Below are 22,440 nucleotides of genomic sequence, written 5' to 3' on the forward strand. Positions count from 1 at the left end.
ACGTGACTGCCGGTAAAGTTAGAACCGATCAGGACTAAAAGCGGCTATGTCCATGCTGGATACTTGGTCGGCCACGGCTTCACTAACCAGTTTTCCCGTAGCCGGTCCCAGACTCAGCCCCATCATACCGTGTCCCGTTGCCAAGACTACGTTGTCGTACCGATCGGTATGACCGATATACGGCAAACCATCAGGAGAACAAGGACGTAATCCCCGCCACACTTTATCAACGGCGGGCATCGCAACCGGGATATCCGGATAATATTGATTAATCGACTGCACGATTCCCCGCACCCGGTTCATGTTTATGGTCATATCTGTACCAGCCACTTCCAACGTACCAGCGAAGCGGAGGTCCTGCCCCATGGGCGTTGCCGTGGCCCGGGCTTCGAGCATGATAGCCGGTACCCGAACGTTATTCGTTACGTTCTGTAGCATGAAGCTATAGCCTTTGCCCCCTTGCATCGACAAACTAACACCTAGCTGCTCCGCAATCGTTGGTGACCAGGCACCACCGGCTACCACGACAATGTCTACCGGAAACGCACCCTGTGCGGTCTGAACCGACGTAACGTGTGAACCCGTTTTGCCAAAGCCTGTAACAGCCTGATTTTCGAGTATCTCAACCCCGTTCTGTCGAAGATATTTCACCAAAGACCGGACTAATTCACCGGGATTGATGTGAGCATCACCGGGATACCAGATTCCTCCGCGCACATCGACCCGCGTATCAGGTTCAAGTTCCTGTACCTGTTGTCCATTCAGCAGCCGGGCTTCGATACCTGATCGGTTTGCCAGATCAGCTTCTTCCGCCATTTCGTGCTCAGCCGACGCGGTTTTATACAGCATCAGCAAACCCCGCTCCTGCCATTCGAAGTTGAGATCGTCGTTAGCTGCCAGATCCTGGTACAGCGTTTTGCTAAGCAAACTCAGGTCCCGCAATATCGGAATCGAGCGTTCAACGTGTTTGGTGGTTGAATGCTGATAAAATAGCCAGCCCCAACGCATCAAGTCCAGATTCAGCCGGGGCTTAACGTAAAACGGGCTGGTTGATTTAAGCATCCAGCGCATTCCCTTGGCAATCATGCCGGGCTGCGCCAGTGGAATAATATGACTCGGCACGATCATGCCCGCATTGCCGAACGAACAGCCATCGGCAATAGGCCCCTGATCGAACAGCGTCACCTGATGCCCAGCTTTATGCAGGTAATATGCCGAGCATAGCCCAACAATACCCCCGCCAACAATTCCTACGTGCATTTTTATAAAGAGCGAAAGAGTGAATGAGCGAAAGAGCGACTCTCAGCGTCAGCAGCTTTTCACTCTTTCGCTCTTTCGCTCTTTCGCTCTTTAGATTACCTGAAATCCGTGAACGTAGGGGTCTGCCTCGTCCAGGATGATGTGATTATAGCCGTGAATCCGCGCCCAGCCTTCGATGCTCGGCACGATGGCAGACTTACCGTCCAGTTCGGTTTCGGCTTCGATCCGCCCGTTGAAAATAGAGCCAATGATGCTTTCGTGTACGAACACATCGCCCGGTTTCAGTAACCCTTTGGCGTACCACTGCGCCATCCGGGCCGATGTACCCGTTCCGCAAGGCGACCGGTCGATGGCTTTGTCGCCATAGAAGACCGCGTTCCTGGCCGTTGATGTATGCGCCAGCGTTTTCCCCGTCCAGAGAATATGGCTCAGTCCGTTTATCGTCGGATTTTCGGGGTGGACAAACGTATAGTGTTCGTTCATCCGCTCCCGCATTGTACGAGCCCAGCCGATTAATTGTTCGGCCTTGAAGTGCTCCAATCCCGGGAAGTTTGGTTGTGGATCAACAATAGCGTAGAAGTTTCCACCGTACGCTACGTCCACGGTCAGCAGACCCAGATCCGGACAGTCAACGGTCAATTGCTCCGCAGCCAGATACGATTTGATATTCGTAATCTTCACCGACGTCACCTTTTTTCCTTCCTGTTCGTACTCAGCCCGGACCAGGCCAGCGGGTACTTCCAGATTCAGAACACCGGGCGTCTGTGGGACAATCAGGTTTTGCTCGATGGCAACCGTGACCGTACCAATGGTACCGTGGCCACACATCGGCAGACAACCCGACGTTTCAATAAACAAAACGCCCGCGTCATTGGCCGGATCAGTAGGCGGATAGAGAATACTACCCGACATCATGTCGTGCCCGCGTGGTTCGAACATCAGCCCCTTGCGAATCCAGTCATACTCCCGCAGGAAATGCTGACGCTTCTCGCTCATGGAAGCTCCCTTCAAAAACGGAATACTTCCCCCCGTAACCACCCGAACCGGGTTGCCACAGGTGTGCGCATCAATACAAAAAAAATGAAACTCAGACATGGGTAAAGAGCGAAAGACCGGGTCGCCGGTGCGATGAATGAGCGAAAGAGCGATCCGCTAGAGCGGAGAGTGATTGCGTCAGCTTACTCGCACTTTCACTCATTCACCCTTTCGCTCTTTATTTACACAAGTACCGGTCTCTTAGCCAGTGCGGTTTCGATGACGTTCAGCACTTGTTCGCGCTCAGCGCCAATGAGTGGCAAACGGGGAGCCCGTACGTGTTCCGAGCCAATGCCCGTAGCCTGAGCGGCCAGTTTGATGTACTGAACTAGCTTTGGGTGAATGTCCAGTTCCAGCAGTGGCATGAACCAACGGTAGATCGATAGCGCTTCGTCAACCCGACCCGCTTTGGCCAAATCGTAAATGGAAACGGTCTCCAGCGGGAACGCATCGACCAGACCGCCTACCCAGCCATCACAGCCCAGCAATAATGCTTCGAGCGCCAGTGTATCAACACCGCCCATCAGTTTGAACCGATCGTCGAATGCGTTACGCATGCGAGTAATGTTGGTCAGATCGCGGGTTGACTCTTTTACCGCCTGGATGTTCGGCAGTTTGGCCAGCTCTTCGAACATAGCTACCGTTGTCATAATCTTGTAATCATACGGATTGTTATAGATCATGATCGGCAATGACGTTTCCTGTGCTACAGCCTTGAAGAACGTAACGGTTTCACGCGCGTCAGCCGGGTACCGCATGGGTGGCAGCAGCATTAGCCCATCAGCACCGTTCTTTTCGGCTTCCTGAGCCCGGGCAATGGCTTGCTTTGTAGCCTGCTCGGCAATATTGACCAGTACAGGTACGCTACCATCGCACACTGACAACGCCGACTCGAGTAACTCGATTTTCTCTTCGCTCAACAACGTACTCGCTTCTCCTAACGAACCGCCAATGATGAAACCATGCACACCCGCGTCAAGCTGAGCACGAAGATTTTTTTCGAACATCGGCAGATCAAGTTGATCATCGGCCGTAAACGGTGTCAGCAAAGCGGGATAAACCCCTTCCCATTGGACAGAAACGTTCATAAAATTTCGGTACAGTTATTAAGTTTTTGAATACAGAGTAAAATTACTTTTCTAACTGTAAAAACAATTTTCGACAATTCGTAAATTGTGGTATTTTTTTCACTAAAATAGGCCCACTAACCTAGAGAACTTGTAAAAAATCTACCAATGAAACCGCTTCTCTTCAAAGTTCCTACCGTTGACGACCGCTCTTTCCGCATTGAGCAGGATAGCTTTTCGCATTTTTATGGGCATTTACATTTTCACCCGGAAATTCAGCTTACGTTGATTCAGGAAGGTGAGGGCACCTTAATTGTTGGCGACAAGATCGACCGTTTCAGCCCAAATGATGTGTTAATGCTGGGGTCGAATCTTCCCCACGTGTTGCGTAGTGATCCAGATTACTTTTTGCCGGATACAACGTATCACTCGGCCTCCGTTTCTGTCCTGTTTCACAGTGAACAGCTGGAGCCTAACGTATTGAATCTTCCCGAAACCCGGCATTTACTCCAGTTGCTCCAGGAGTCGCAGCATGGTATTCGTTTTCGTTGTAATGAAGGGCACCCATTAACGCAGAAGTTTGAAGCACTACCCAGCCAGCGTCCCTTTGAGCAACTCATGACGCTGCTGTCTATTCTGGATTTCCTATCAACTCACGCCAGTCGGGAAATACTATCGGTAACGGCTTACAAACAGCCGCAGCGCCCCGAGGATCACCAGCGGTTAGAGCGGGTTTTCTCGTACATTCTGGAAAAATACCATTCACCAATCTCACTGGAAGACGTCGCTAACGTAGCGAATCTAACTCCGGGGGCATTCTGTCGCTTTTTTCGTCAGCACACGCGCAAGACGTTCTCGACCTTACTAAACGAGGTACGCGTCGAACATGCCTGCCGGTATCTGCGGGAATCCAAACAGTCGATCAGCCAGATTGCCTTTTCCTGTGGTTACACGAACCTTTCCAACTTTAACCGACAGTTCAAGGACATTATGGGTATGCCGCCCGGTGAGTACATTCGAAAATACCATAGCTGATATTACTTCGGCAGAAATCATAGTAACAGCCTGCTAAGACTTTCTGATAATTAGCAGAACGTATCAACCTTGTTAATCCTTTTCGTTATACGCAACATAGGTGTTCGTGACTGAGCCATCATCGTATAAATCGACGAGTGCATAACCAGCACCCGTGTGATGATACTTTCCAAACCACCAAGCGCCACTTACGGCTCCGTTGCAGTAATAACTAACATTGTTATAATCAACCCGGTCAAGTAAGTGGATATGTCCACTCAGCGCTGCTTTTACATTCGGATATTTAGCGAACAAATTGGTGAGCCTGACCGTATCACTGTGCATCCAGCGGGCAGGAACGGTCCAGTTGTCATCCGCAAACCGTGACCCATCGAAAAAGACACAGGCGGCCAAAATAGGGATGTGCGAAACGATCAACACGGGCTGCTCCAGCGGTATAGCTTTCAGCTCACTGTTGAGCCAGTGGAATTGTTCATCGTCAAGATGGGCTGTATACCAACTTCCATCCGCTTTAGGCTGCACACTGTCCAGCATGATAATGTGCCACCCGTTTCGAACGAAGCGATTGTAGCGACGATTCATCTGAAGTTCGTCCATCGCCCATTGGCGCCCGTCCATAAAAGCGTCATGCGTTTCTTTCTTGCACCAGATGTCATGGTTGCCAACGCAGTTCAGCAACGGCAACGCGTTTTCGCTTTTCAGTACATCCTGGTAAAGTTGCCATTGGCGCTTGACGCTATCTTGCCCACGGCCATGGGCCTCCATAATAGCATCTCCCCCGTTTATAATCAGGTCTGGCTTTTCGGAAAGTCCCTGAATGTGGTGCAGGCATCTTTCGAATCCTTTAGCGGCTCCCACCAGCGGCTGCATGTGCACATCCGTTACGTGTGCTATCCGCAGCAGTCGCCTTTTGGTCGGTACCAGGTGTAGTGCTGTCTGATCGTTAGCAGAAAGGGCAGCCAGCCCTGCTCCCATCCGTCTAACTACGTCTCGACGATTCATGCCTTCGTTTGTTTGCACAAAGAAAGCCGAAGTATATAACTATATTATTACCAGAAGATTATGGTTCAATTAAGCCTCGAAAGGCAGGTAGATATGGCGATCATTTTGCAGTAAAACACTGGTTGAACTGCTACCCAAATCACCGGTCTTCTACTCAGCAGATTATTTCCAGATAGATAGTCCAGGCTGTAAGACCTATCTGTTTGTTTCGGCAAAGTGATCGTAAGCTATTTTAGCGATGTCGGCGATGATCCGCTCGTTGGTCTCCATGCTTTCGGTTGAATTACTGACGAATACACTGATCGCCACATACTTACCGTTTGGCAACGTAATAAACCCCACATCGTTGACAGCACCAGTCAGCCCGTCTTTATTAGTACCTGATGTACCCGTCTTATGCGCAACTACCGTACCGGCAGGAAGCAGTTTCTTCAGCCGATCTTGTCCTGTGGTTGTCCCAACCATTACGTTCCACAGAAAATTATGACTGCTTTCTGACAGAATTTTACGCTGGTAGAATAACTTTAGTAAATCGAGCATTGCCGTTGGTGTTGTCCAGTTGGCATACTGAACATCCCAATTCCCTGTCGCCTGCATCATTTCTTCCGTATTCCGAATAGCTACGTCCTGAATGCCAAGCTGATGAATAAAAGCCTCAACCTGTTTTGGCCCACCCAGCAAGCGGAAAAGATAGTCGCAGGCGCTGCCGTCACTGTCGGCGACCATATACCGAATCATATCAGCTAAAGGTAGATCCACGTTCCCATTCGGATAATCTTCTCCCATTGGACTGTGCAGGCCGGGTACGATGTCGCTTTTTTTCACGCGCATCTTCTGCGTGAGCTTGAACCGCCCTTTGTCTACTTCATTCAATACCGCTAAAGCAAGGTGAAACTTATATACACTTTGCATCGGCACATGTTTATCGCCGTTGACAACAAGTGTTTGCCGACCGCCAAACTCATAGACACCTACGCTAACAGTAGCTTTCTTCCCTCGGGTAATCTCTTCAATCTGAGCCTCTAGTTGTCCAATCTGAGCGCGAATTGGTGAAGTGATAATAATTAGGCTAACAAGTAGCAAAACGGTTTTCATGGTTACGGCATGTAGTAAAATACGATCTCATTGCAAAGATGTACGTGTTGAGCACTCTGTTGCAAACTTCTCTATTGCCACAACTCATGAATTGATACCGAACAAGAATGAAAAAAGGCCACTGATAATCAGCGGCCTTTTTTCATTTACCTCATTCAGAGGCTTATGTACCAGGAGCGGGAGTCGAACCCGCACGGGCTTGAGGCCCACAGGATTTTAAGTCCGGCGTGTCTACCGATTCCACCATCCCGGCGTTTACGAAAAAAGCACCGTTGGTCGGTGCCTTTTTCGTGGAGCGAAAGACGGGGTTCGAACCCGCGACCTCGACCTTGGCAAGGTCGCGCTCTACCAGCTGAGCTACTTTCGCATTTGACAATTCGCTGTATTCCGTCGAATTGTGATGCAAATCTAGGGGTATTTCTGGCGCTTGTCAAGGGCTGTCGCCAAAAAAATTTTCAACAGTTCATTAATCAGTTTTCTACAATCTGATTACGAATGAGTTAAAAACACAAGAATCAGAAAAAAAATGTTCTGACATGTTCCGGCAATCCACATCATGCGCATCGTCATCCTGTAGTTTGCTTGGCTGGCATCCCGATAGACTTGCCAGAACCAGCGTAAAAAGAATAGAATGGCCGGCGCCAAACACAGCAGATATAGCAGAAACAGTGTTCCTCCGTCAAAGTATATATAAAATGATACTGCTGCCAATAAGTAGATGATTGCTGCCGAGAAAAACGTCCCCCGAATACCCATCAGTCGACTAATGGTCATGTCACCCCGACGCGCGTCTTCCTCGTGCTGATAAACTTGCGTCACGGGATAGAGCGCCAATAAATTTAACGTTCCTAGCAGGCCCCCGAATAGTACACGAGGCTCCGCTAATGAAGAAAAGGGAAGATCGCTAATGGATACATACGTCATGATGTACGTAATACCTCCCTGGAGAATACTGATCAGCAACCAGCTGACGACGGGGTACTTCTTCAGACGAATGCGATCGTGACTATATGCTTTTGTCACGAACCCGTAAACTAACAGATACACGATAAAGGGCCAGTTGACAAACATGCCTAGCAACAGAGCCAGGATGTCAAGCGCCCAGGACACCCAATACAGCGTTTCGGTCACCGGCGGGGGCTTCTCCAACCCACCGATACTATCTTCGTCTTTGTCAAAATAACTGTTATATGCGTTACTGGCCGGGTATAATAGTAAATGAACGATTAACAGTACGGCGATGGCGTGGCCTGCGTTGACATTAGGCGACTGACTAAGCGCGAACCAATAGATGGGTAATAGGAAAAAGGAGAATGGCACTCGCAGGTGCAGCCATATTGTTCGAAGCGTCATCAGGTAGGGGATTGCAGCAGCTAAAATATAACTTTCAGCGTGGGTACAAGTTATATGTTTTGTATGTTATATGACGGACCCAACGGCTAATTAGGCATCGGTCTAATCAAGTTAGGTCAGCTACCCACGTAATGAGACAGCACCCAGGCAGTTATGTTAATGCAATAGGTACGGCTGTGCCAGACTATACTATCTCTCAGCAGCAGGCGGTGGCTTTTATGACAAGCGCTATGGAGCTGGACGAACGAGAAAGTCGTCGGCTCAAAGCCTTGTATCGGCAAACAGCCATCGATCAACGACATTCGGTGCTGGAGGACTATACTTGTTCCCCCGGCGAGTTTTCTTTTTACGCCAATACGCCCGGTCTGGAGCCATTCCCAACGGTAAGTCAGCGAATGGGCGTTTATCGCCAGGAGGCCGTTCCGTTGGCGGTTAAAGCCGTGAAGGACTGCCTGCAACACTATCCTAATTTTGACCAGCAATCCATCACGCACCTGATTGTGGTGAGCTGTACGGGCTTATACGCACCAGGACCTGATATTGAACTGATTGAAGCGTTAGGTCTCTCTTACACGACGCAACGTCTGGCGATCAATTTTATGGGCTGCTATGGTGCGTTCAATGGCCTAAAAGCTGCCGATGCAATCGTTCGTGCTGATCCGGAAGCTCACGTATTGGTTGTTTGTGTAGAGTTATGTACACTCCACTTCCAGAAGAAAAAGGATTTAGATCAGTTGCTTTCCAATGCCCTGTTCGCCGACGGTGCAGCGGCTGTGTTAATCGAAAGCCGCCCGCGTCCAGAGCAAGCGTTTCGGTTACAGTCTTTCTATTGTGACCTTTTGCCCGAAGGCAAGCATACGATGGCCTGGCACGTCAGTGATTTTGGCTTCGAAATGACGTTAACCTCCGAAGTTCCTTCGTTTATTCAACAGGGTATCGGGCAGCTAATGGAACGTCTGTTAGTCCAATCTGGACTTACCGTGGACGAACTGGGTTTCTATGCGCTACATCCCGGAGGCCGGCGAATTTTGGAAGTAATCGAACAGCAACTCGGGCTTAGTACTTACGATAACCGATACGCCTATGATGTTTTACGTCAGAATGGCAACATGTCATCCACAACCGTGCTTTTCGTGCTGAAAGGTATCTGGGAGGACTTAGCCAAGGGAGCAGCTGAGGTCAACCCTGAGCAGCCTAATATTCTGAGCTGTGCGTTTGGCCCCGGTTTAACGTTAGAATCAATGATTCTTGAGGTAATCATGCCAGAGCCAGTCTTTACTGAGTCAGAACATTCCAGCGCATCAGTCCTAGTTTCGTAAAAAGATACAAGAACGAAGTACGTAATACGCCTAGTCCATAGATAGAGCTTCGGCGGAAATTAATCGATGAAGCTTCTTCAAAATATTTGGTCGGGCAGGTGACTTCGGCAATGTCATAACCCTTATAGAAAATCTGGGCAATCATTTCATTGTCGAAAATAAAGTCATCGGAATTATGCGTAAAATCCAGATTACGTAATACGTCACCCGAGAAGGCACGATACCCCGTATGGTATTCCGACAGTTTTTGATTCATTAGCAAGTTCTGCGAAAACGTCAGAAAGCGGTTAGCGACGTACTTATACATTGGCATCCCTCCTTTCAACGCTCCCTTTCCCAGAATCCGGGACGCAAATACTACGGGATACAGACCGTTACCAATAATACTGATCATGGCAGGCAGTAGCATAGGCGTGTATTGATAGTCAGGATGAAGCATAATTACAATGTCACCACCTAATTCAAGAGCCTTGGCGTAGCAGGTTTTCTGGTTGCCTCCATACCCTCTGTTTTTGTCGTGTCGGATAACATGTTTTATCCCCAGCTGACGGGCCACCTCAACTGTATTATCAGGACTGGCATCATCAACCAGGATCACGTCATCAACTAAGTCGAATGGAATTTCGCGGTAGGTGCGTTCCAGGGTAAGCGCGGCCCGGTAAGCCGGCATGACAACAATTACTTTCTTGCCGTTAAACATGGTTCAAAACTAAGGGGTCAGGGTCAGTATGCCAATATTTTTAGAAACAGAAGCCAGCTGATTCGGCTATTAGCTAGTAGATTTGCCTGTTCTTCTGTGCGTTAAGCACAAGACATTCATTTAGCGTTCATCATGCTTTCTAACGAGACAATATTTTTTCTCTGCTTCGCAGCATTTGTTTTACTCATCATGGCCCTGGATCTAGGGGCTTTTTCTAAGCGCCAGAGTCACGTTGTTCATTTTAAAGAAGCGGCCCTCTGGAGTGCTGTCTGGGTGGCCTTGTCAGTTGCCTTCTACTTTTTTCTTAAGTATTACGGTTATCTCGTTCATGGCATCGACAACATGGCGAGATTAGAAGAAATCAGACATCGCTACGCCGAGCATGTTGCTATGGTTCCCGGCAATTTTGCAGCCAGTTTGGCTCGATTCCAGAATAATATGTCGGTTGAATACATCACCGGCTACCTGGTTGAGTATTCCTTATCAGCCGACAATATTTTTGTTTTTATTTTGATTTTCAATTCGTTCGGGGTTCGTGAACGTTATTATAAGAAGATCCTGGTGTGGGGTATTCTGGGTGCTATCGTTCTCCGCTTTGTTTTCATCTTCCTTGGTTCGGCTCTGATCCAGCGGTTTGAATGGATTATGTACATCTTCGGGGCTTTCCTGGTCTATACGGGAGTCCAGTTATTTTTCCAGAAAGACGAGGACGAGGAGATTGATACTAACAGTCACCCGGTTGTGCGTTTTACGCGTAAATACCTGAATGTATTTCCGCGTAACGTAGAGGACAATTTCTTTGTCCGTGATAAGAAGAGTCACAAGTTATTCGTGACACCACTCTTTATTATCGTAATCGTTATCTCGTTCACGGATTTGATCTTTGCGGTCGATTCCATTCCCGCCATTTTCTCGATCACCAAAGACCCGTATATCGTCTTTTTCTCGAACGTATTTGCCATTATGGGTTTACGGTCGATGTTCTTCTTCCTATCGAGTATCATGGAACAGTTCCGTTTCCTGAAGGTAGGGCTGGCAGTTTTATTAACGTTCATTGGCGCCAAAATGCTGGCAGAACCCTGGCTGCATGACATTGGCTTCAAGCCTGTTTATTCGCTCTATATAATTATCGCTATCTTGGCAATAAGCGTATTGGCGTCTTGGCTGATACCAGAAAAGAAAGATAACCAAACCGGCACTCCGGTTTAAGCACCCGCGCATCGGCGTTGGTTTGATGCATGAACTCATTGTCGGGCTTATCGTTGCCGCAGGGCGTACTAAAAACCTTCCGTCGGCGGTTGACGAACCTCAGCAGCCGCAATCGGTCGCTTCTACTGACGACCTTACCAGCCAGCCAATTTATGGATCTGCATGCAACAGATCATGTGCTGGGTAAATCGTCATTTAGTATCGTTACTGATTTGATTCGTCAGCGGGCTATGATTTCACTCTGCGACGTTCTTGACCCGCGTCAGGAACGAAGTAACCAGTTGAGTCAGCAAATTCGACGAATTCAGCGCACGGCTCAGTTTATCAGCGATGAGCGGGGGACTGACGATCTATACGTAGGCTGGCCTTTTGTGCGAGGTAAGTTCCTGGACGATACTGTCATTCACGCACCACTGCTGTTTTTCCCGGTTTCTATTGAACAGGCGGGTAAGACATGGCAGCTTATTCGTCGGGGGGATGAATCGGTGTTCTTTAATTCAACGCTGGCCCTTGCCTATGGACAGTTCAATCAGATCCGACTCGAGGAAGAGTTTATCAATCCCTCGTTCGAATCGTTTGACAGAGATCCTCTTACCTTTCGCACCCAGTTGTATGAATGGCTCAAAGCCAGCCCATTTGACATCAATTTCAACCAAGATCTCTTTACCGATCAGCTTGTCATCTTTGATCAGCTAAACCGAAAAGGGCTTGATCAATTGGAACGTATTGGTGAATTGAAGCTTTACCCGGAAGCGGTCCTGGGCATTTTTCCCCAGGCAGGGTCATTTCTCGTTCCTGACTATGATGAACTCATTGAAGAAGCAAGAAGAAAGGGTGAAAAAGAGGAAGAAAATCTGGAATCCGAGTATTTTCTTGCCCCTTCCGATCCTCCCTCCATCCCTGAGAGACTAATTCATACGCCCTTGCCAATGGACGCATCGCAGGAAGTGGCGTTACGTTCCGTTAAGGCGGGGCGGTCGATAGTAGTACAGGGACCACCAGGAACAGGAAAATCGCAGTTGATCGCTAACCTGATGGCCGACGCAGCTGCTACAGGTAAGCGGGTTTTGCTGGTCTGTCAGAAACGGGCTGCGCTCGATGTAGTGCAGGCACGGCTTCAACAAGTGGGCATGGCTCCATTCATGGCGTTAATTCACGATTTTCAGGATGATCGCCGATCTCTTTATGATCAGATTGCGGGGCAAGTTGACCAACTTGACGTATACAAACAGCAAAACAACAGTTTGAACGCTGTTCTGCTGGAACGGGATTTCGACGTTGAAAGTCGCCAGATAGACAAGACAGTTGCCGCTTTACAAGCTTTTAAGCAGGCTCTGTTTGATTCGACTGAGTGTGGAGCTTCTATCAAAGAGCTTTATTTAACCAGCGATCCGGAAGCATCTTCTATTCCACTGGATGATCAATATTGGCAGTTTCGTCTGACTGAGATTGAGCCATTTGTACGGCGCCTAAGTGATTATTCAGCGTATCAGCAGCGATTAGGCTCAACCCATGTTTGGCATGATCGTGTTTCCTTCGCTTCGTTTACTGTATCTGACCAATCTAAGATCGATCAGGCATTAACTGCCTGGACACAACTAGCGCATCTTGCGCTAGAGCAGACAAATAAGTTAATCGGTCGAAGTTTTACCTTGAAGGAACTGAAACAGTGGCTAGATTTCCAATCAGTCATTCGTCAGCTCAGTACGTTGCTTAGCGTAACCAGTCAGCGTGTCTGGGATATTGTTCAACAACTTCGTCATCAACCAAACCATCCTGCCTTAGCGGATAATAGTATACAGTTAGATCTACTGGCCGATCAGTGGAAGTCAGCGCTTAATTCGCCCGGACCAGCCACCGGTATTGCGCTAGCTGAAGTCGATCGATTTCGGGCTGTTTTATCCGACGCACAGCGTGTCCGGGAGGAGTGGTTACAATGGAATTGGTGGTTAATGACCAACGCTGAAAGAAACTGGCTCCGCCAATTGGTATCAGCCAACAAGCTGACGCTATCAGCTACCGATCTCCATACACTGTACATTCAGCTTGATAAGCGTGAGCAGTTGGATAGTATTCATCAGCGCGCGGCCCCTTTATTTAGTAATTTATCCTTACCTCATGAGCCAGATAGTTTACGTATCGTTCAGCAGGCTATCAAGTTAGCACAACTGATAGGATCAATTACTATTCCGTATCAGCTCCCCGAATCAGTATGGCAGTCTGCGGCTCAGTTCGGTTACGTACTAGAACGTTTGTTATATATTGCCGAACAAGTTGACCTACAACAGAATCAATTATACCTGACTCATACACAACGCGAACTGCTCTGGCAGAATCCCTCCTCTCTCGCAGCATTACGTCAGTCGCTCAAGACCGACTTTGATCTCATGGTCGAATCTGATCGGTTACACACCCAATTTTCAACAGCAGAACTGGGTGTTGTTAATCGATTATCAATTTTTCCTCATACCAGCTGGCTAACTGTTTTTCAAAATTCCTTGCGGTTAGCCTGGATCAATCATCTTGAGCAGAAAGAACCTGAACTACGTAGCGTTTCTACGCTTCGGATCACTCAATCTGAGCAAGCCCTTCAGACCAGTATTCAACGCAAACAAGCGTTAAGCCGTGATATCTTGCTGATGAAGCTGCGCGAGCAGACGTACCGAAACCTCACTATTAATCGGCTAAATAACGTCATTACGTATCGCGATCTGCATCATCAGACAACCAAAAAGAGGAACGTCTGGCCCATTCGAAAGCTACTTAGCGCCTTCTCTGACGAGATCTTTAAATTGATCCCTTGCTGGTTAGCGTCGCCGGAATCGGTTTCGGCCATCTTTCCATTGCGTGCAGACCTGTTCGATCTGGTTATTTTTGATGAAGCTTCGCAGTGTTTTGCTGAGAATGGAGTTCCTGCCATCGCTCGTGCTAAGCAGGTAGTCATTACAGGCGACAGCCAGCAGCTTCAACCAAGCGATCTTTATCAAACCCGTTTGGACGAGCCCGTCCCTGACGACGAATTGGCCAGCGCTCTGGAAGTTTTATCATTGCTCAATTTAGCTACCCAACGGCTACCACAGCTGTTGCTGACTGAGCATTACCGAAGTCGATCCCTCGATCTCATTACGTTCTCTAACCAGTATTTCTATCGAAATAAACTTAACCTGCTCCCCTATTTCGAGGACGTCAATCAGTATCAACCAGCTATACGTTACCAAAACGTTGGTGGTGTGTGGCACCAGAATACAAATACTCCTGAAGCTATTGCCGTAGTTAATATGCTCAAACAACTGCATCAGGAAATGCCAGCCTTTTCGGTTGGTGTCGTTACGTTCAATTACGCGCAGCAGCAACTTATTCAGGACCTATTAGAAGAAAACTCGTCCCTCTTCGCAATCCCCCAGTTGTTTGTCAAGAACATCGAGAACGTGCAGGGTGATGAACGGGACATCATTATTTTTTCTGTCGGTTATGCTCCTGATTCAAAAGGCCGATTATCTATGCAGTTTGGTAGTCTAAATGTTAGTGGTGGAGGTAATCGTCTAAATGTAGCCGTTACCCGGGCTCGGGAGCGTATCTACGTAATAACTAGTCTGTGGCCCGAGCAGTTGCAGGTCGATGCGTCGGCTAACGATGGGCCCAAATTGCTGAAAGCGTATCTCGCCTATGCTTTAGCCGTCGATCAGGGGTACTTCAAACCAGTGATTGCAAATACAAGCCCATTATCAGCTGCTACACTACTTAAAACGAAGCTAAGCCACCGTCATCCTGATTGGCTGCCGGAACTACCGTTTGCCGACCTGGTTGAGAAACAAAGAGACCAATATAAATCACTTATTTTAACGGACGACGATGCCTATTATGAACAGACCATAAAGCAAGCACACGCGTATCTTCCTTTATCACTTCACCAACGAAACTGGCCTTTCCAGCGTGTCTGGAGCCGGGAATACTGGCGCAGGTATTTAAAACAATAAAGCCTGACTTTCGCCAGGCTTTACGTTTATTCGTTCATCATTCCCACAAACTGATCGAACAAGTAGTGCGAATCGTGCGGGCCCGGCGATGATTCCGGGTGGTATTGCACTGAAAAAGCAGGTTTGTCTTTACGACGAATACCTTCAATCGTTTTGTCATTCAGATTGACATGCGTCACTTCCACGTTGGCATGGTTCTTCACCTCATCGGCGCTAACCGCAAAACCGTGATTCTGCGACGTCACCTCGCAATGACCCGTAATCAAATTTTTTACGGGATGGTTAAGACCACGGTGGCCGTTGTGCATTTTGTAGGTCGAGATACCACTGGCCAGCGACAGAATCTGGTGCCCCAGACAAATACCAAACAACGGTTTCTCCGAATCGAGTGCCTGCTTCACTGTTTCAACAGCGTAAGGCATAGCAGCCGGATCCCCGGGACCGTTGGCAATGAAATATCCATTAGGCTTCCACTCGGCTAGTTCGCTGTAAGGCGTCCGAGCGGGGAATACTTTACAGAATACACCCCGGTCGTTGAAATTGCTCAGAATGCTTTTCTTGACACCTAAATCCAATACCGCTACGCGCAGGCTGGCTTCCGGATCGCCCTGTTCATAAGCCTCCGACGTACTAACAAGAGACGACAGTTCTAGACCTGACATGTCAGGTACTTCGTTCAACTTGGCGAGTAATTCAACCGGATCCAAGATTTCCGACGAAATAATACAGTTCATTACGCCTTTCGACCGGATATAACGAACCAGTTGGCGTGTATCAATTCCGTGGATACCTACAATACCTGCGCGCTCAAAGTAGTCCTGAAGCGAGCCGTCAGCCGTATAACGAGAGTGAATATCCGAGAAGAAATTGCACACCATACCCCGGATCTTAATGCCGTTCGATTCCTGCTCAGCATTATTTAGGACACCATAGTTGCCAATATGCGAAGTTGTGTTGATAACAATCTGCCCGTAGTACGAAGGATCAGTATAGATTTCCTGATAGCCTGTCATGCCAGTGTTGAAGCAAATTTCGCCACCTGCGGTACCAATTTTACCTAGGGCTAATCCTTTATAAACTGAACCATCCTGTAAGACTAATAGAGCTTCGGGTTGCTGCGTATGTTTCATGCTATGCTTGATTGTCTAAAGATTTAAAAAAAAGGGCTAACCATTGCTGATTAACCCTTTTTTCTATAAAGTATCTGGTATCACGAATGCGTCCGTTATTCTTTTCCGCCTTTCAAACGGTCTTGTAACGCTTTCAGTTCATCCATTTTACCGTCACGAGCCAGGGCAGCTTGCTCGTTCCAGGTGGTAGCGTCATGTACATTAAACCGTGGACCTGCTTCTGTCAAGACCTGTTGTACGGTAGCGTCGTCAGCGTCAGCCAATTGAGCAAACGTTGTAATCCCAGCCGCAATCAGTAATTCAGCAATTTTTGGCCCAACACCTTCAATGATCGTCAGATCATCGCCAGCATTTGATTCGCTTTCTACCGACTTAGCAGTAACGGGTTCTACTGATTCAGCAGCGGCAACGGGAGTAGTAACTTCCGCTTCACCAGCAGCTTTCGTTGTACCACGGCGGCTACGACGGGTTCTTGTAGTAGCCGTTGCTTTTTCAGCAGCAGCTGCCAGCAGAACTTCGTTGAAGTCAACCAATTCGATAAGGCAGGTTTGTGCGTTGTCACCCAACCGGTTACCCAGTTTAATGATCCGCGTGTAACCGCCTGGGCGGGTAGTGATTTTGTCAGCTACTGCTCCGAACAGTTCTTTCAGCGTTTCTTTATCGTTCAGATATTGGAACGCAATCCGGCGATTCTGGTACGTATCGTCCTTAGCCCTGGTCAGGATAGGCTCCACGAATTTGCGAAGCTCTTTCGCTTTCGCTACCGTCGTCTCAATACGCTTATGCAGGATGAGCGATGAAGCCATGTTCTGCAACATCGCTTCGCGGTGCGAGTGCGTCCGGCTTAGGTGATTATCTTTTTTACCGTGTCTCATTGTCTGGTGAAGGGAGGAAGGGAGGAGGGAGTAAGGAGTAAGGTAGTTAACCCGTTCTCCATTTATCCCCACTCCTTTCTCCTTTGTGTTTTAATCTTCGTCTAGTCTGTACTTAGCAACGTCCATACCGAACGTCAGGTTTTTCTCAGCAACCAGTTGCTCCAACTCAGTCAGCGATTTCTTACCGAAGTTACGGAACTTCATCATGTCAGAAATCTCCAGACGAACTAGGTCACCTAGCGTACGTACGTCAGCCGACTTGAGGCAGTTGTACGCCCGAACGGACAGATCCAGATCCGCCAACGAGGTTTTCAGAAGCTTCCGCATGTGCAGTACTTCTTCGTCAACCACGTTTTCTTCTTCAGGCTTCGTCGTTTCAAACGTCATTGTTTGATCCGAGAATAGCATGAAGTGCTGAATCAAGATATAGGCCGCTCCTTTAAGTGCTTCCTCTGGGTGGATCGAACCATCCGTTTCGATGTCCAACAACAGCCGCTCGTAATCCGTTTTCTGTTCAACCCGCGTGTTTTCAACGCTGAACTTAACGTTTTTGATTGGCGTATAAATGGCATCAATCGGAATGTGCCCAAACGGCAGTTCGTTTGCCCGAGGCTCGTCGGCAGGAACGTAACCACGACCCTTTTCGACGAAAATTTCCATTTCGAGATCACGCGTATCATCGATGTGGCAAATCTCCAAATCGGGATTCAACACTTCGAACGAAGGCGAGAACTTCGATATATCACCGGCTTTAAGAACCGATTGTTTTTTAATGTTGACTGTAATTTTGTTATCAACCATGTCCGAAATCTTTTTAAACCGAACCATTTTCAGGTTCAGAATAATTTCGGTCACGTCTTCAACAACGCCCTCGATCGAGGAGAACTCGTGTAACACACCCGGAAATTTTACGCTAGTGATGGCGTATCCTTCCAGTGATGACAACAGAATACGCCGTAGCGCATTACCGATGGTTACACCGTATCCTTTTTCAAGAGGTTTAAATTCAAACACCCCGTGAAAGTCGTCGGCTTTCTCCACTACGACTTTGTCGGGCATTTGGAACGCTAAAATTGACATACGTTTCGTATTGTTTACAGCAGTTCTCTGCCTGGGAGTGAAGACTGAAACAAGCTTCGACTCTGTACGCCGACAACGCTTTAGTGAATAGTTGGCGGCAAATTACTGATCGAACGCTATTTATACTAAAGGCGGCAGAACCCACGAAGAGTTCTGCCAGCTTGATTACTTCGAATACAATTCGACGATAGCCTGCTCGTTGAAGTTCTCGGGGATCTGATCCCGCTCGGGATAGCCGATGAACTTACCTGTCATTTGCTGTCCGTCCCACTCAACCCAGTTGTAGCGCTTAGTACTACGAGCTGACAGACTTCCAGAGATAGCTTCCAGCGATTTCGATTTTTCACGAACGCCGATCAGCTGACCAGGTTTCAACGAATAAGATGGGATGTTAACAACTTCACCGTCAACGATGATATGCTTGTGAGCAACCAACTGACGAGCTGCCCGACGCGATGAAGCAATACCCAGGCGGTAAACCGTGTTGTCCAAGCGAGCTTCACAAAGTTTCAGCAGGTTTTCACCGGTGATACCTTCACGAACTTGTGCGCGGTGGAACAGAGCCCGGAACTGACGCTCCAGAATACCATAGGTATATTTTACCTTTTGTTTTTCCATCAACTGGACGGCGTATTCGGACTGTTTCCGTTTACGACCGCGACCGTGCATACCCGGTCCATAATTCTTTTTTTGAAGCGCTTTGCTGGTGCCTAGAATTGGCTCACCGAACTTGCGCGAGATTTTGGCTTTTGGCCCAATGTAACGTGCCATTCTTTAATGAATGAATAATTGTGAAACATCGGACAGACACAACTAAATGTCGCCTGCCCTTATTCATGCCATCCGTATATTATACACGACGACGTTTTGGCGGCCGGCACCCATTGTGCGGCAGCGGGGTAATATCGCGGATCGTAGTTACTTCGATACCCGAGTTCTGAATGGTACGGATAGCCGATTCACGACCTGACCCTGGACCTTTCACGAACACTTCTGCTTTGCGCATTCCCAGATCGTGGGCAACGGCAGCACAGTTAGAAGCGGCTGTCTGAGCAGCATATGGCGTGTTTTTCTTCGAGCCACGGAAGCCCATCTTACCCGCCGATGCCCAGGAAATAACCTGGCCGTTCATGTTGGTGATCGAGATAATGATGTTGTTGAACGTAGCCCGGATGTGAACCTGACCTACAGCTTCAACAACTACTACCCGCTTTTTCGCTTTGTCTTTGCGTTTTGCTTGAGCCATTGTTGTTAGGTAATCGTCAATGTGTCACCAGCCTTCATTACTTGCCATCCAGAAACCAGATGACCACAAATGCGCCGTATGACGATGAGCGACCGATTAATTATTTCGTTACTTTCTTCTTGTTAGCAACAGTTTTCCGTTTCCCTTTCCGGGTACGTGAGTTATTCTTCGTATGCTGACCACGAACGGGCAGTCCTTTCCGGTGACGAAGGCCCCGGTAGCAACCGATGTCCATCAGACGTTTGATACTCAACTGAACTTCAGAACGCAACTGACCTTCTACCTTGTATTCGTTCGAGATCGCGTTACGTACGGCGCTCGCTTCGTCGTCCGACCATTCGCTGGCCTTTTTGTCAACACTGATACCAGCATCGGTCAAAATTTTCTTTGCCCGGCTGCGGCCAATGCCGTAGATGTAAGTCAGCGCGATTTCACCACGCTTCTTATCTGGAATATCAACACCTGCAATACGCGCCATGCTTAACCTTGTCTTTGTTTATAACGGGGATTCTTTTTGTTGATCACGTACAGTTTCCCTTTCCGACGGATCACCTTGCAGTCTTCGCTGCGCTTCTTAATAGACGCTTTGACCTTCATGTGATTTACAATTTATGACCCTTGAAGTACGGTCTCTTGGCCATTCGGTCAAGAGTTACGCACTTATTTATACCGGTACACGATTCTCGCCTTACTCAAATCATAGGGCGACATCTCCAACTTAACTCGGTCACCAGGTAAAATCTTGATGTAATTCATCCGCATTTTACCCGATATGTGAGCGATTACTTCATGCTTGTTTGCCAGTTCGACCCGGAACATTGCATTTGATAACGCTTCCAGGATGATACCATCCTGTTCGATAGAATTCTGCTTTGCCATGTTTACGTTAAGCCGCCGTCAGTTCCTGTGTGTCAACCATCAAACTGGTATTCGCAGTGACAGCTTCAATGTATTCGAAAGTAGTCAGAATCTCAGGCTTCCCTTTTCGTACTGCTACTGTGTGCTCAAAGTGGGCAGAAGGTTTCCGATCTACCGTACGGATTGTCCATCCATCACGCTCCTGAACAACGCCCTTTTTACCGAAGTTAATCATTGGCTCAATGGCCAGAATCATACCTTCACGTAGCTTAGGACCTTGTCCCCGTTTACCATAGTTTGGCACTTCAGGCGCTTCGTGTAAATCCTGACCTACGCCATGACCCACTAGTTCTCGCACTACTGAGTAGCCAAACTTTTCCGTATACGTCTGGATTGCGTAACCGATATCACCTATCCGATTACCGTCAATTGCTTTATCAAGACCGATGTACAAAGACTCCTTTGTCCGGGCCAGCAATTTTCGAACTGACTGATTAATCTCCCCGACAGGATACGTATATGCACTGTCGCTGTGATAACCATTCAGTTTCACTCCACAATCGATGGAAATAATGTCGCCGTCTTTAAGTTCGTATCCACTAGGAAAACCGTGAACAACGACTTCATTCACTGATATGCACAAAGAAGCAGGAAACTTATTGTAACCCAAGAATGACGGGGTCCCCCCGTTGTCTTTAATAAACGTTTCTGCTACTCGATCCAGTTCCTTGGTTTTCACACCTGGTTGGATCAGCTTTGCTACTTCAGCATGAGCCTTTCCCAGAACCTGAGCGCTAATTTTTATCAGGTCGATTTCTTCATCGCTCCGAATAAAAATTACTTTATCTTTTTTGTCAGAACCGGCCATGTAATTAGGCTGCTACAGTCTCGCTCGTACGTCCTTGTATACGACCTGACTTCATTAGTCCTTCGTAGCGACGCATGAGAAGATAACTTTCTACTTGTTGCAGAGTATCCAGTACGACACCAACCATGATCAGAAGCGATGTCCCACCGAAGAACTGTGCAAATCCGCTGGTCATACCGAACAGATTAGCAATAGCAGGTAGGATAGCTACGATAGCAAGCATCACAGCGCCTGGTAACGTAATCCTATCTAGAACAGTACCGATGTATTCCGATGTCTGAGCACCAGGTTTAACCCCTGGAATAAACCCACCGCTCCGTTTCATATCGTCCGCTATCTGGTTAGGATTAACCGAAATAGCTGTGTAGAAGAACGTAAAGACAATAATCAAGAACGCAAACAACAGGTTGTACTGCCAGGTAGTATAGCTCTGAAACGCGTTCTGCACACTAGCAGCAAAATCGCTTTTCTCAGCAAACAAACCTGCTACGTACGTTGGAATAAACATCAGCGCTTGCGCAAAAATGATTGGCATTACACCAGCAGCATTCAACTTCAGCGGTAAATACTGACGTTGCCCGCCCACTACCTTATTACCAATTACCTGCTTAGCGTATTGGATTGGGATTCGGCGTACAGCTTGAGTCAGTACAACAGCACCCATTACAACGAAGTAAAGTGCAACTAACTCGAGGACGAAGATCAGTAACTGAGACGTACCGCGCGACAGGCCTTCACCATAGATGGCGCCTGGTAGCCGTGATACAATCCCGATCATGATGATCATCGAAATACCATTTCCAATTCCTTTGTCTGTGATGCGCTCACCCAGCCACATGCAGAAAATAGTACCTGCCGTCAGAATAAATACAGATGCAATTCTGAACAACGCACGATCAATCAACAGAGCTTCCGGTGGAATGGTTGTGCTTACATACGTGATCGCCTGTACAGCTGTTACACCAATCGTTAAAACGCGGGTAATCTGATTCAGTCGTTTACGGCCAGATTCCCCTTCTTTCTGCATTTTCTGAAAGTAAGGTAATGCCAGCGTTAACAACTGAATGGCAATCGACGCCGATATATAAGGCATGATGCCAAGCGCGAAAATAGACGCCTTGCTGAATGCACCACCAAGAAAGGTGTCCAGCAGACCAAGTAATCCTTGAGGATTTAGATTCAGTCTGCTCGGGTCTACGCCTGGAAGCACGATAGCCGAACCAAGACGAAACGCCGTGATAAACAACAACGTGTTGAGGATACGGGTCCGCAACTCGTCGATTGCAAAAATATTCTTAAACGTGGTGATGAGTCGGTTCATGGAATATAAC

Annotated in this window: 21 protein-coding genes and 2 tRNA genes; 4 read left to right on the forward strand and 19 right to left on the reverse strand. The window is 47.9% G+C overall.

Annotated features, from left to right (window positions below; genetic code table 11):
• Positions 1-18: 18 nt before the first annotated feature.
• The 3 genes from ACYVAD_RS02660 to ACYVAD_RS02670 all read right to left on the reverse strand — a co-directional run bounded on the left by ACYVAD_RS02660 (position 19) and on the right by ACYVAD_RS02670 (position 3,383).
• On the reverse strand, positions 19-1,260 hold the full coding sequence (locus ACYVAD_RS02660; protein WP_461137916.1) for an NAD(P)/FAD-dependent oxidoreductase: 1,242 nt from the start codon (positions 1,258-1,260) through the stop codon (positions 19-21).
• 90 nt (positions 1,261-1,350) lie between these two features.
• Positions 1,351-2,355 (reverse strand): 4-hydroxyproline epimerase, encoded by a 1,005-nt coding sequence (locus ACYVAD_RS02665; RefSeq protein WP_461137917.1) that lies wholly within the window; start codon positions 2,353-2,355, stop codon positions 1,351-1,353.
• A 122-nt stretch (positions 2,356-2,477) separates the two neighbouring features.
• Positions 2,478-3,383: a dihydrodipicolinate synthase family protein gene (locus tag ACYVAD_RS02670; RefSeq protein ID WP_461137918.1), complete on the reverse strand. Its 906-nt coding sequence runs from the start codon at positions 3,381-3,383 to the stop codon at positions 2,478-2,480.
• A 147-nt stretch (positions 3,384-3,530) separates the two neighbouring features.
• On the opposite strand from ACYVAD_RS02670, the gene ACYVAD_RS02675 reads away from it, so the two are divergent.
• The gene (locus ACYVAD_RS02675; RefSeq protein WP_461137919.1) at positions 3,531-4,397 is read left to right on the forward strand and encodes a helix-turn-helix domain-containing protein; all 867 of its coding nucleotides are present in this window, start codon (positions 3,531-3,533) and stop codon (positions 4,395-4,397) included.
• A gap of 72 nt (positions 4,398-4,469) precedes the next feature.
• On the opposite strand, the gene ACYVAD_RS02680 is transcribed toward ACYVAD_RS02675, so the two are convergent.
• The 5 genes from ACYVAD_RS02680 to ACYVAD_RS02700 form a co-directional block, all read right to left on the reverse strand.
• Positions 4,470-5,399: a metallophosphoesterase family protein gene (locus tag ACYVAD_RS02680; protein ID WP_461137920.1), complete on the reverse strand. Its 930-nt coding sequence runs from the start codon at positions 5,397-5,399 to the stop codon at positions 4,470-4,472.
• Positions 5,400-5,594: 195 nt separating this feature from the next.
• Positions 5,595-6,494: a class A beta-lactamase, subclass A2 gene (gene bla, locus ACYVAD_RS02685; protein WP_461137921.1), complete on the reverse strand. Its 900-nt coding sequence runs from the start codon at positions 6,492-6,494 to the stop codon at positions 5,595-5,597.
• A 168-nt stretch (positions 6,495-6,662) separates the two neighbouring features.
• A tRNA-Leu gene (locus tag ACYVAD_RS02690) sits at positions 6,663-6,747 on the reverse strand.
• Positions 6,748-6,785: 38 nt separating this feature from the next.
• Positions 6,786-6,861: transfer RNA gene (locus ACYVAD_RS02695), tRNA-Gly, on the reverse strand.
• 122 nt (positions 6,862-6,983) lie between these two features.
• Entirely contained in the window at positions 6,984-7,847 is an 864-nt protein-coding gene (locus tag ACYVAD_RS02700; protein WP_461137922.1) for a UbiA family prenyltransferase, read from the reverse strand.
• 131 nt (positions 7,848-7,978) lie between these two features.
• Between ACYVAD_RS02700 and ACYVAD_RS02705 the strand changes: the two genes are divergently transcribed.
• Positions 7,979-9,166 (forward strand): type III polyketide synthase, encoded by a 1,188-nt coding sequence (locus ACYVAD_RS02705; RefSeq protein ID WP_461137923.1) that lies wholly within the window; start codon positions 7,979-7,981, stop codon positions 9,164-9,166.
• On the opposite strand, the gene ACYVAD_RS02710 is transcribed toward ACYVAD_RS02705, so the two are convergent.
• A complete protein-coding gene (locus tag ACYVAD_RS02710) occupies positions 9,123-9,866 on the reverse strand; it encodes a glycosyltransferase family 2 protein (protein ID WP_461137924.1) in 744 nt (247 codons plus the stop codon). The two genes, ACYVAD_RS02705 and ACYVAD_RS02710, sit on opposite strands and share 44 nt — an antisense overlap.
• A gap of 132 nt (positions 9,867-9,998) precedes the next feature.
• Between ACYVAD_RS02710 and ACYVAD_RS02715 the strand changes: the two genes are divergently transcribed.
• Together ACYVAD_RS02715 and ACYVAD_RS02720 are read left to right on the forward strand one after the other, a co-directional pair.
• Positions 9,999-11,075 (forward strand): TerC/Alx family metal homeostasis membrane protein, encoded by a 1,077-nt coding sequence (locus ACYVAD_RS02715; RefSeq protein WP_461137925.1) that lies wholly within the window; start codon positions 9,999-10,001, stop codon positions 11,073-11,075.
• A 29-nt stretch (positions 11,076-11,104) separates the two neighbouring features.
• Complete coding sequence (locus ACYVAD_RS02720; protein WP_461137926.1) at positions 11,105-15,052, forward strand: AAA domain-containing protein; 3,948 nt, start codon at positions 11,105-11,107, stop codon at positions 15,050-15,052.
• Between the two features lie 26 nt (positions 15,053-15,078).
• Here ACYVAD_RS02720 and carA read toward each other — a convergent pair whose 3' ends face one another.
• The 10 genes from carA to secY all read right to left on the reverse strand — a co-directional run bounded on the left by carA (position 15,079) and on the right by secY (position 22,430).
• Positions 15,079-16,182 carry a glutamine-hydrolyzing carbamoyl-phosphate synthase small subunit gene (gene carA, locus ACYVAD_RS02725; protein WP_461137927.1) on the reverse strand — a complete coding sequence of 368 codons (1,104 nt, stop codon included), beginning with the start codon at positions 16,180-16,182 and terminating at the stop codon, positions 15,079-15,081.
• A 95-nt stretch (positions 16,183-16,277) separates the two neighbouring features.
• Positions 16,278-17,057, reverse strand: a complete 780-nt coding sequence (rplQ, locus tag ACYVAD_RS02730; RefSeq protein ID WP_461137928.1) for a 50S ribosomal protein L17 — start codon at positions 17,055-17,057, stop codon at positions 16,278-16,280.
• A 90-nt stretch (positions 17,058-17,147) separates the two neighbouring features.
• Complete coding sequence (locus tag ACYVAD_RS02735) at positions 17,148-18,137, reverse strand: DNA-directed RNA polymerase subunit alpha (RefSeq protein ID WP_461137929.1); 990 nt, start codon at positions 18,135-18,137, stop codon at positions 17,148-17,150.
• A gap of 165 nt (positions 18,138-18,302) precedes the next feature.
• Positions 18,303-18,908, reverse strand: a complete 606-nt coding sequence (gene rpsD / locus ACYVAD_RS02740) for a 30S ribosomal protein S4 (protein WP_461137930.1) — start codon at positions 18,906-18,908, stop codon at positions 18,303-18,305.
• 79 nt (positions 18,909-18,987) lie between these two features.
• Entirely contained in the window at positions 18,988-19,383 is a 396-nt protein-coding gene (gene rpsK, locus ACYVAD_RS02745) for a 30S ribosomal protein S11 (RefSeq protein ID WP_461137931.1), read from the reverse strand.
• A gap of 100 nt (positions 19,384-19,483) precedes the next feature.
• Positions 19,484-19,861, reverse strand: coding sequence for a 30S ribosomal protein S13 (gene rpsM / locus ACYVAD_RS02750; RefSeq protein ID WP_020603978.1), 378 nt, complete (start codon positions 19,859-19,861; stop codon positions 19,484-19,486).
• Positions 19,862-19,863: 2 nt separating this feature from the next.
• Positions 19,864-19,980, reverse strand: a complete 117-nt coding sequence (ykgO, locus tag ACYVAD_RS02755) for a type B 50S ribosomal protein L36 (protein ID WP_018618719.1) — start codon at positions 19,978-19,980, stop codon at positions 19,864-19,866.
• A 63-nt stretch (positions 19,981-20,043) separates the two neighbouring features.
• Positions 20,044-20,262: a translation initiation factor IF-1 gene (infA, locus tag ACYVAD_RS02760; RefSeq protein WP_018618718.1), complete on the reverse strand. Its 219-nt coding sequence runs from the start codon at positions 20,260-20,262 to the stop codon at positions 20,044-20,046.
• A gap of 7 nt (positions 20,263-20,269) precedes the next feature.
• On the reverse strand, positions 20,270-21,109 hold the full coding sequence (gene map / locus ACYVAD_RS02765; protein ID WP_461137932.1) for a type I methionyl aminopeptidase: 840 nt from the start codon (positions 21,107-21,109) through the stop codon (positions 20,270-20,272).
• A gap of 4 nt (positions 21,110-21,113) precedes the next feature.
• On the reverse strand, positions 21,114-22,430 hold the full coding sequence (gene secY, locus ACYVAD_RS02770) for a preprotein translocase subunit SecY (RefSeq protein ID WP_461137933.1): 1,317 nt from the start codon (positions 22,428-22,430) through the stop codon (positions 21,114-21,116).
• Positions 22,431-22,440: the final 10 nt, after the last annotated feature.

The organism is Spirosoma pomorum, from assembly GCF_054776615.1.

Bases quoted from the DNA above. Each gene is read 5' to 3' on its own strand.
- rpsK (WP_461137931.1), bottom strand. From the start codon at position 19,383: ATGGCTCAAGCAAAACGCAAAGACAAAGCGAAAAAGCGGGTAGTAGTT.
- rpsM (WP_020603978.1), bottom strand. From the start codon at position 19,861: ATGGCGCGTATTGCAGGTGTTGATATTCCAGATAAGAAGCGTGGTGAA.
- ACYVAD_RS02680 (WP_461137920.1), bottom strand. From the start codon at position 5,399: ATGAATCGTCGAGACGTAGTTAGACGGATGGGAGCAGGGCTGGCTGCC.
- ACYVAD_RS02705 (WP_461137923.1), top strand. From the start codon at position 7,979: ATGAGACAGCACCCAGGCAGTTATGTTAATGCAATAGGTACGGCTGTG.
- rpsD (WP_461137930.1), bottom strand. From the start codon at position 18,908: ATGGCACGTTACATTGGGCCAAAAGCCAAAATCTCGCGCAAGTTCGGT.
- ykgO (WP_018618719.1), bottom strand. From the start codon at position 19,980: ATGAAGGTCAAAGCGTCTATTAAGAAGCGCAGCGAAGACTGCAAGGTG.
- ACYVAD_RS02715 (WP_461137925.1), top strand. From the start codon at position 9,999: ATGCTTTCTAACGAGACAATATTTTTTCTCTGCTTCGCAGCATTTGTT.
- ACYVAD_RS02675 (WP_461137919.1), top strand. From the start codon at position 3,531: ATGAAACCGCTTCTCTTCAAAGTTCCTACCGTTGACGACCGCTCTTTC.
- ACYVAD_RS02700 (WP_461137922.1), bottom strand. From the start codon at position 7,847: ATGACGCTTCGAACAATATGGCTGCACCTGCGAGTGCCATTCTCCTTT.
- ACYVAD_RS02710 (WP_461137924.1), bottom strand. From the start codon at position 9,866: ATGTTTAACGGCAAGAAAGTAATTGTTGTCATGCCGGCTTACCGGGCC.
- infA (WP_018618718.1), bottom strand. From the start codon at position 20,262: ATGGCAAAGCAGAATTCTATCGAACAGGATGGTATCATCCTGGAAGCG.
- secY (WP_461137933.1), bottom strand. From the start codon at position 22,430: ATGAACCGACTCATCACCACGTTTAAGAATATTTTTGCAATCGACGAG.
- ACYVAD_RS02670 (WP_461137918.1), bottom strand. From the start codon at position 3,383: ATGAACGTTTCTGTCCAATGGGAAGGGGTTTATCCCGCTTTGCTGACA.
- map (WP_461137932.1), bottom strand. From the start codon at position 21,109: ATGGCCGGTTCTGACAAAAAAGATAAAGTAATTTTTATTCGGAGCGAT.
- ACYVAD_RS02720 (WP_461137926.1), top strand. From the start codon at position 11,105: ATGAACTCATTGTCGGGCTTATCGTTGCCGCAGGGCGTACTAAAAACC.
- ACYVAD_RS02735 (WP_461137929.1), bottom strand. From the start codon at position 18,137: ATGTCAATTTTAGCGTTCCAAATGCCCGACAAAGTCGTAGTGGAGAAA.
- ACYVAD_RS02665 (WP_461137917.1), bottom strand. From the start codon at position 2,355: ATGTCTGAGTTTCATTTTTTTTGTATTGATGCGCACACCTGTGGCAAC.
- bla (WP_461137921.1), bottom strand. From the start codon at position 6,494: ATGAAAACCGTTTTGCTACTTGTTAGCCTAATTATTATCACTTCACCA.
- ACYVAD_RS02660 (WP_461137916.1), bottom strand. From the start codon at position 1,260: ATGCACGTAGGAATTGTTGGCGGGGGTATTGTTGGGCTATGCTCGGCA.
- rplQ (WP_461137928.1), bottom strand. From the start codon at position 17,057: ATGAGACACGGTAAAAAAGATAATCACCTAAGCCGGACGCACTCGCAC.
- carA (WP_461137927.1), bottom strand. From the start codon at position 16,182: ATGAAACATACGCAGCAACCCGAAGCTCTATTAGTCTTACAGGATGGT.